Below are 7,605 nucleotides of genomic sequence, written 5' to 3'. Positions count from 1 at the left end.
CCCCGCGCGGTTCTCAGCTCGCCGCCGCCCGCTCCCGGCGCACCGTCGTCGCGATCGTCGCGGAGCCGACCACGCGCGTCCCGTCGTAGAGCACGACCGCCTGGCCGGGGGCCACGCCCCGGGCCGGCTCGGTGAACGTGACGTGGAGGGTGGCGTCGGTCAGCTCGGCGGTGACCTCGGTCTCGCCGCCGTGGGCGCGCAGCTGGGCGGTGTACGTCCCCGGGCCGGAGGGCGGGGTGCCGCACCAGCGGGGCTTGATCGCGGTGAGCGCGGTGACGTCGAGGGCCTCGACCGGGCCGACCGTGACGGTGTTGCTCACCGGGGAGATGTCCAGGACGTAGCGCGGCTTGCCGTCGGGGGCCGGGTGGCCGATGCGCAGGCCCTTGCGCTGGCCGATGGTGAAGCCGAAGGCGCCCTCGTGGGTGCCGAGCTTCGTACCGGACTCGTCCAGGATGTCGCCCTCCGCCTTGCCGCCGAGGCGGTCCGCGAGGAAGCCCTGGGTGTCGCCGTCGGCGATGAAGCAGATGTCGTGGCTGTCGGGCTTCTTGGCGACCGCGAGGCCCCGGCGCTCGGCCTCGGCGCGGATCTCGTCCTTGGTGGTGAGGGTGTCGCCGAGCGGGAACATCGCGTGGGCGAGCTGGCGCTCGTCCAGGACGCCGAGGACATAGCTCTGGTCCTTGGCCATGTCCGAGGCGCGGTGCAGCTCCCGGCTGCCGTCCTCGGCGAGGACCACGGTGGCGTAGTGCCCGGTGCACACCGCGTCGAAGCCGAGGGCCAGGGCCTTGTCGAGGAGCGCGGCGAACTTGATCTTCTCGTTGCAGCGCAGGCACGGGTTGGGGGTGCGCCCCGCCTCGTACTCGGCGACGAAGTCCTCCACGACGTCCTCGCGGAAGCGTTCGGCCAGGTCCCAGACGTAGAACGGGATGCCGATGACGTCGGCGGCGCGGCGGGCGTCGCGGGAGTCCTCGATGGTGCAACAGCCGCGGGCGCCGGTCCGGAAGGACTGCGGGTTCGCGGAGAGGGCGAGGTGCACACCGGTCACGTCGTGGCCCGCCTCGGCGGCGCGGGCCGCGGCGACGGCGGAGTCGACACCGCCCGACATGGCGGCGAGCACGCGGAGGGGGCGCTGGGGAGTCTCAGTCATAGCTCCCCCAGGGTACGTGGGGGCGGGAACCGAAAGCTCACGGATAAGCGTTGTCCGTCACATGGGTACCAAGGGGACGGCGGGGTCCGGCACCGGGACCGGGATCAGCCGGCGCTCGGTGCTGATCGGCGGCGCCGTCACGGCCGTGGGTACGGCGGCGCTGGCGCGGGACCGGCTGAAGCGGGCCTGGTGGCGGCTGCCCGGCGTGGAGAAGCCGCGCACGCCGGGCGCCGTGGACTACGCGCGCGCCGAGTGGACGGCCGCGTCCGACGCCAACTGGCGGCGGGCGGACCGCCCCGACGACTACGCCGTCGACCGTGTGGTCATCCATGTCACGCAGGGCAGCTTCAGCAGCGCGGTCCGTGCCTTCCAGGACCCGGAGCACCGGGCGGCCGCCCATTACGTGGTGCGCAGGGACGGCCATGTGACGCAGATGATCCGCGAGCTGGACGTGGCGTTCCACGCGGGCAACCGCTCGTACAACGAGCGCAGCGTGGGCATCGAGCACGAGGGCTTCGTGGACCGCCCCCAGGACTTCACCGCCGCGATGTACGGGGCGTCCGCCGAGCTCACGGCGGCGATCTGCGGCCGGTACGGGATTCCGGTGGACCGCGAGCACATCATCGGGCACGTGGAGGTGCCGGGGGCCGACCACACGGACCCGGGCCGGGGCTGGGACTGGGACCGCTACATGGAGCTGGTCCGGCGCGCGGCCTCGGCACCGGCGTCCGAGAAGTCCTAGGTCGTGTCGGAACGAACCCCCTAGCTCAGTCCCGCCGTCCTGGCCCGTTCGACCGCCGGGCCGATCGCGCGGGCCACGTCCTCGACGTCCTGCTTGGTGGAGGTGTGGCCGAGCGAGAAGCGCAGGGTGCCCCGGGCCAGGTCCGGGCCGGTGCCGGTGGCGAGCAGGACGTGGCTGGGCTGGGCGATCCCGGCGGTGCAGGCGGAGCCGGTCGAGCACTCGATGCCCTGGGCGTCCAGCAGCAGCAGGAGCGAGTCGCCCTCGCAGCCGGGGAAGGTGAAGTGCGCGTTGGCCGGCAGCCGCCCGCCGGGTGCCGGGTCGCCGCCGAGCAGGGCGTCGGGGACCTGCGCCAGGACGGCGTCCGCCAGCTGGTCGCGCAGCCCGCCGATCTCCCGGGCGAAGTCCTCGCGCCGGTCGGCGGCGAGCCGTCCGGCGACGGCGAACGCGGCGATGCCGGGCACGTCCAGGGTGCCGGAGCGGACGTGGCGTTCCTGACCGCCGCCGTGCAGGACGGGCACCGGGGTGTACTGGCGGCCCAGCAGCAGCGCGCCGACGCCGGACGGGCCGCCGATCTTGTGCGCGCTCACCGTCATCGCGGCCAGCCCGGACGCGGCGAAGTCCACGTCCAGCTGCCCGAAGGCCTGCACCGCGTCCGCGTGCATCGGTACGTCGAACTCGCGCGCCACCGCGGCCAGCTCGCGTACCGGCAGGACGGTGCCGATCTCGTTGTTGGCCCACATCACGGTGATCAGCGCGAGGTCGTCGGGGTCGCGGAGGACCGCCTCGCGCAGCGCCTCGGGGTGGACGCGCCCGTAGGCGTCGACGGGGAGGTATTCGACGTTCGCGCCCTCGTGGGCGGCGAGCCAGTCGACCGCGTCCAGCACCGCGTGGTGCTCGACGGGGCTGGCGAGGACCCGGGTGCGGCGGGGGTCGGCGTCGCGGCGGGCCCAGTACAGGCCCTTCACCGCGAGGTTGTCCGACTCGGTGCCGCCGGAGGTGAACACCACCTCGCTGGGGCGTGCGCCGAGGGCGTCGGCGAGGGATTCTCGGGACTCCTCGACGGTACGGCGGGCCAGGCGCCCGGCGGCGTGGAGTGAGGACGCGTTGCCGGTGACGGCGAGCTGCGCGGTCATCGCCGCGATCGCCTCCGGAAGCATCGGCGTGGTCGCGGCGTGGTCGAGGTAAGCCATGGTGGGCTCGATTCTACGAGCCCGCGGCGGGGCGTACGCCGGGCGCATGGGGTCCCGGGCCGCGCATCGCGTACGGCGGCGCCGGTCAGCCGCCGAAGCTCCAGGCGACGAGGCCGTTTCCGGTGACGAGGAGGGCCAGGACCACCAGGTCGGCGATGCCGAGCGCGAGGCCGAGGAAGGCGCGGCCTCGGCGGGCGGTGGAGCGGGCCAGGGCGACGAGCGCCATGACGATGGCGGCCGGGCCGAGCAGGATGTTCATCACGAGCAGCCCGACGAGCCCCAGCACGAAGGAGGCGACGGCGAGCGCGTCGGCGTCCCGCGTGGAGCGCCGGCGGGCGGGGGCGGCCTGAGCACCATCGGCTTCGGGCCCGGGCGCGGCGCCGGTGCGGGGCTCGGGACCGGTCGCGGGAGCGGTCTCGGGCTCGGACGTGGTGCGACGGGCGTATGCGGTGTGCGTCATGGCGCGGTCTCCTTCGGGTACGAGGCGATGCGAGGCCTGCGGTACGGACCGGGGGCGGCCGTCACTGCGAGCGGTGAGTCCGTTCGCGTACGGCGAAGACAATCAGCCAGCAGCCGATCAGGGCACCGAGGACGAGCGTCAGCGGAAGGGGAATCTGAGCCACCGCTCCCAGCACGATCCCCAGGAGGAGCAGGGCGGCGACGAGGGCGATCATGTGCGGCCTTTCCGTGTGTATGTGTGTCCCGGACCATTCGGAGAGCAGTCATTCAGGGAACAGTCGTTTCAGAGAACGAGTGTTCACTGACTCCTCAGCCTAAACCTGTACGACCCTTCCCCGTCCCAGAGAACAGTTGTTTACTGAATGGCATGAGTCACACCGCCGGCATCCGCCAGAGCCAGAAGCTGAAGACGCGCCAGGCGCTGCTGGACGCCGCCCTCGGGCTGCTGGAGCACCAGAGCCTGAGCAGCCTGGGCCTGCGTGAGGTGACCCGGGCGGTGGGCATCACGCCCACCGCCTTCTACCGGCACTTCGAGAGCATCCCCGCGCTCGGCGTGGCCCTGGTCGAACAGACGCTGGGCAGCCTGCACGGCATGATCGGCGCGATACTCACCGAGACCGGGGACAGCGAGGTCCGACTGGACCGCAGCGTCGGCCTGATCGCCCGTCATGTGCGTGAGCAGCCCGCCCACTTCCGGTTCATCGCCCGCGAGCAGCACGGCGGGGTCGGCCCGGTCCGCGAGGCCATCGCGGCCCAGCTCCAGCTGTTCGCCGAGGAGGTGGCGGCGGCCCTCGCGACGGAACCGGAGTCGCAGGGCTGGGCCGAGGAGGACCTCCTGATGCTGGGCGGCCTCTACGTGGACCACATGGTGGTCACCGCCTCCGCGATACTGGACGCGGGCCCGGACGGCGCCGCGCGGGTGGCCCGCGTCGCCCGGCGCCGCCTCCGGCTGATCACGCTCGGCGCCCTGCACTGGCTGGACGGCCCACCCGGGGTCGCGCCCCGGGCGGGCGGTCATGGGCGATGACGCCCGGGTCCTGGACCGCACGTGCGACAGCTCCGCCGGGGAGGTCCGCTGGGCCGCCCCCGGCCGGACCGGCGCACCGCCCGTCGCCCTGGCGCACGGGACGCCCTTCTCCTCGTACGTCCGGCGCGGGGTGGTACACGCGCCGGCGCAGGACCACCGGGTGTTCGTCCGGGGGCACGCGGACCCGCGGGGTCACCCCAACCCCGCCGGTCCACCGGCGCCCCCCGGACCGGCGCCCCCGGACCGGCGCCGCCGCGTCAGCTGCGTGGGGCGCGGGCCAGCTGGCGGGACTGGGCGACCAGGCGGTCGGCGCTGTCCCAGACGTCCGCGTCCTCCTCAAGGAAGCCGCCCGCCAGGTTGCGGGTGGTGATGGAGACGCGGAGCGGGCCGGGGGCCGGGCGGCAGCGGATGTGGGTGGTGAGCTCGATGGTCGGGGTCCAGCCCTTGAGCCCCAGCTCGAACGAGGTCGGCGGCAGCGCGTCCACGGTGAGCAGCAGGGAGAGCGGGTCGGGGTCGCGGCCGTCGGCCAGGCCGAACCAGCCGCGCATCTCGCCCTTGCCGGACGGCTGCCCGATCGCCCAGCCGATCGTCGCCGGGTCGAGCTTGATGTCGAGCCGCTCGGTGATGGCGGAGCTGCCGGGGATGGGGGCCGGGCCGTCGCTCGGGCCGAGGCAGTGCTCGCGGGGCGGGATGGCCGGGGGCTTGGCCGCGGTGCGGACGTCGTCGGTCAGCGCGTCCAGATCGCCGTAGGTGGCGAGGACGCGGATGCGCTCGACCTCGGTGCCGTCCTCGGCGTACTGGAAGAGGGAGGCCTGCCCGGTGGACAGGGTGCGGCCGGTGCGGACGGTCTCGGTGCGGATCACCGCGGGGCCGGGCACGGACGCGGTCAGGTAGTGCGCGGAGACGGAGAACGGGTCGGAGTGCGGCAGGGCCTCGCCGAGCGCGCGGCCGAGCATCGCCAGCAGGTAGCCGCCGTTGACGGCGTGGATGATCGTCCAGCCCGCCGAGAGCTGCGCGTCGTAGACGCCTTCTTCGCGAAGGGTGACGGCGGTGTCCCGGTCGAACTCGCTGTCCCCGATGGTTGCCTGAGCGGTCTGCGCCGCCGCCCGGTCTGCTGCCTGTGACATGAAGGCACGGTACACCGATTGTATTACTGAGCGGTAGCTTTTTACGTCACCGAGTGGTACGGCTCCGGCCCGGCTACCCCTCGTCCGCCCGCGCCGAGCGCCGGTTGTAGGCGCGCGGGGCCCGCCAGTGGAAGCGCAGCGCGAGCAGCCGCAGGGTGAACGCGGTGATCACCGCCGCGCCGCTGGTCAGGGCGTTGAGCGTGTCGAAGCGGATGCAGAGCACGATCATGGTGGCCCCGACGATGGCGGGCACCGCGTACAGGTCCCGGTCCCAGCGCAGCAGCGACGGCACCTCGTTGGCCAGGACGTCCCGCAGCACACCGCCGCCGACCGCCGTGGCCAGGCCCAGCGCGGCCGACGAGGTGAGACCGAGGCCGTAGTCGTACGCCTTCACCGTGCCGGTGACGCAGAACAGGCCGAGACCGGCCGCGTCGAAGACGTTGACGCCGACCTGGATGCGCTCCACGTGCGGGTGCAGGAAGAAGACCAGGCCGGCCGCGAGCAGCGGGGTGGTGAAGTACCCCAGGTCCGTGAAGGCGGCCGGCGGCACCGCACCGATGATCAGATCACGGAACAGCCCTCCGCCCAGCGCGGTCACCTCGGCGAGCACCGCGATGCCGAAGACATCGAAGTTCTTGCGTACGGCGAGCAGAGCGCCGGAGATCGCGAAGACGAAGATCCCGACGATGTCGAGCGCATGCTGGACGGAGGGCGTGAACAGTTCGTTGAGCACCGGACAATTGTGCCCGTACTACTCCTTCGGGCCGTCCTGGGCGGTTTCGGGGGCATCCGGGGGCTGCTCCGGCTCGGCCTTGGCCACCGTCACCAGCTCGACCGCCTCCCGCGCCTGGGCGAGGACCTGCTGTCCGGGGGCCTGGTCCGGCGCGTTCTCCGGGTGGTGGCAGGCGACCTGGTGGCCGGTCTTCAGCGCGACGAGCGGCGGCTCCTGCGTCTTGCAGATGTCCGTCGCCTTCCAGCACCGGGTGTGGAACCGGCAGCCGGAGGGCGGCGAGATCGGCGAGGGCACGTCGCCCTTGAGCAGGATGCGCCGGCTCTTGGCCGAACGGCGCTTCGGGTCCGGGATCGGGACCGCCGAGAGCAGCGCCTTGGTATACGGATGCATAGGCGCCTTGTACAGCGACTCGCGGTCGGCCAGCTCCACGATCTTACCGAGGTACATCACCGCGATCCGGTCCGAGACGTGCCGGACGACCGAGAGGTCATGGGCGATGATCACGTACGTCAGACCCAGCTCGGTCTGGAGGTCGTCGAGCAGGTTCACCACCTGCGCCTGGATCGAGACGTCCAGTGCCGACACCGGTTCGTCCGCCACGACCAGCCGGGGGCTGAGCGCGAGCGCGCGGGCGATCCCGATGCGCTGGCGCTGGCCGCCGGAGAACTCGTGCGGGTAGCGGTTGTAGTGCTCGGGGCTGAGACCCACGACCTCCAGGAGCCGCTGCACCTCCTTCTTGATACCGCCCTCGGGCGTGACGCCCTGGAGCTTGAAGGGGGCGCTGACGATCGTGCCGATCGTGTGCCGGGGGTTCAGCGAGGAGTACGGGTCCTGGAAGATCATCTGCATGTCCCGGCGCATGGGGCGCATGCCGCCGACGCCGAGGTGCGTGATGTCCCTCCCCTCGAACTCGACGGTCCCCGCGGACGGTTCGAGCAGCCGGGTGATCAGCCGGCCCATCGTCGACTTTCCGCAGCCGGACTCGCCGACGACGCCCAGGGTCTCGCCCGCGTGCACCTCGAAGTCGATCCCGTCGACGGCCCTCACGGCTCCAACGGTGCGCTGGAGCAGCCCCTTCTTGATCGGGAAGTGCTTCTTCAGGCCGGTCACCTTCAGCAGCACCTCCGCAGAGGCCGTCTTCCCGGCGGCCCGCTGCTCCGGAACGTCCACGCTCTTGTCCAGG

Annotated in this window: 9 protein-coding genes; 2 read left to right on the top strand and 7 right to left on the bottom strand. The window is 72.7% G+C overall.

Going from position 1 to position 7,605, the window contains the following annotated elements:
* Positions 1-13 precede the first annotated feature (13 nt).
* Positions 14-1,144: a tRNA 2-thiouridine(34) synthase MnmA gene (gene mnmA, locus E6P78_RS30645; protein WP_136206893.1), complete on the bottom strand. Its 1,131-nt coding sequence runs from the start codon at positions 1,142-1,144 to the stop codon at positions 14-16.
* Between the two features lie 61 nt (positions 1,145-1,205).
* On the opposite strand from mnmA, the gene E6P78_RS30640 reads away from it, so the two are divergent.
* Entirely contained in the window at positions 1,206-1,886 is a 681-nt protein-coding gene (locus E6P78_RS30640) for an N-acetylmuramoyl-L-alanine amidase (protein ID WP_136206892.1), read from the top strand.
* Positions 1,887-1,906: 20 nt separating this feature from the next.
* Here E6P78_RS30640 and E6P78_RS30635 read toward each other — a convergent pair whose 3' ends face one another.
* From E6P78_RS30635 to E6P78_RS32955, 3 genes are all read right to left on the bottom strand, one after another.
* Entirely contained in the window at positions 1,907-3,076 is a 1,170-nt protein-coding gene (locus tag E6P78_RS30635; RefSeq protein WP_136206891.1) for a cysteine desulfurase family protein, read from the bottom strand.
* An 85-nt stretch (positions 3,077-3,161) separates the two neighbouring features.
* Positions 3,162-3,536, bottom strand: coding sequence for a DUF4190 domain-containing protein (locus E6P78_RS30630; RefSeq protein ID WP_136206890.1), 375 nt, complete (start codon positions 3,534-3,536; stop codon positions 3,162-3,164).
* Between the two features lie 61 nt (positions 3,537-3,597).
* On the bottom strand, positions 3,598-3,750 hold the full coding sequence (locus tag E6P78_RS32955; protein WP_168712742.1) for a hypothetical protein: 153 nt from the start codon (positions 3,748-3,750) through the stop codon (positions 3,598-3,600).
* A 152-nt stretch (positions 3,751-3,902) separates the two neighbouring features.
* Here E6P78_RS32955 and E6P78_RS30625 point away from each other — a divergent pair, with 152 nt between their 5' ends.
* Positions 3,903-4,562: a TetR family transcriptional regulator gene (locus E6P78_RS30625; RefSeq protein ID WP_136206889.1), complete on the top strand. Its 660-nt coding sequence runs from the start codon at positions 3,903-3,905 to the stop codon at positions 4,560-4,562.
* A gap of 257 nt (positions 4,563-4,819) precedes the next feature.
* On the opposite strand, the gene E6P78_RS30615 is transcribed toward E6P78_RS30625, so the two are convergent.
* From E6P78_RS30615 to E6P78_RS30605, 3 genes are all read right to left on the bottom strand, one after another.
* The gene (locus E6P78_RS30615; protein ID WP_136206888.1) at positions 4,820-5,689 is read right to left on the bottom strand and encodes a thioesterase family protein; all 870 of its coding nucleotides are present in this window, start codon (positions 5,687-5,689) and stop codon (positions 4,820-4,822) included.
* 73 nt (positions 5,690-5,762) lie between these two features.
* Entirely contained in the window at positions 5,763-6,422 is a 660-nt protein-coding gene (locus E6P78_RS30610) for a trimeric intracellular cation channel family protein (RefSeq protein WP_136206887.1), read from the bottom strand.
* Between the two features lie 18 nt (positions 6,423-6,440).
* On the bottom strand, positions 6,441-7,592 hold the full coding sequence (locus E6P78_RS30605) for a dipeptide ABC transporter ATP-binding protein (RefSeq protein ID WP_168712743.1): 1,152 nt from the start codon (positions 7,590-7,592) through the stop codon (positions 6,441-6,443).
* Positions 7,593-7,605 lie beyond the last annotated feature (13 nt).

The organism is Streptomyces sp. A0958 (assembly GCF_004795035.1).
In the GTDB taxonomy this organism is placed as follows: Bacteria; Actinomycetota; Actinomycetes; order Streptomycetales; family Streptomycetaceae; genus Streptomyces.
Note: the sequence above shows the minus strand (reverse complement) of the source record. Positions and strands in the feature narration are given on the sequence as shown.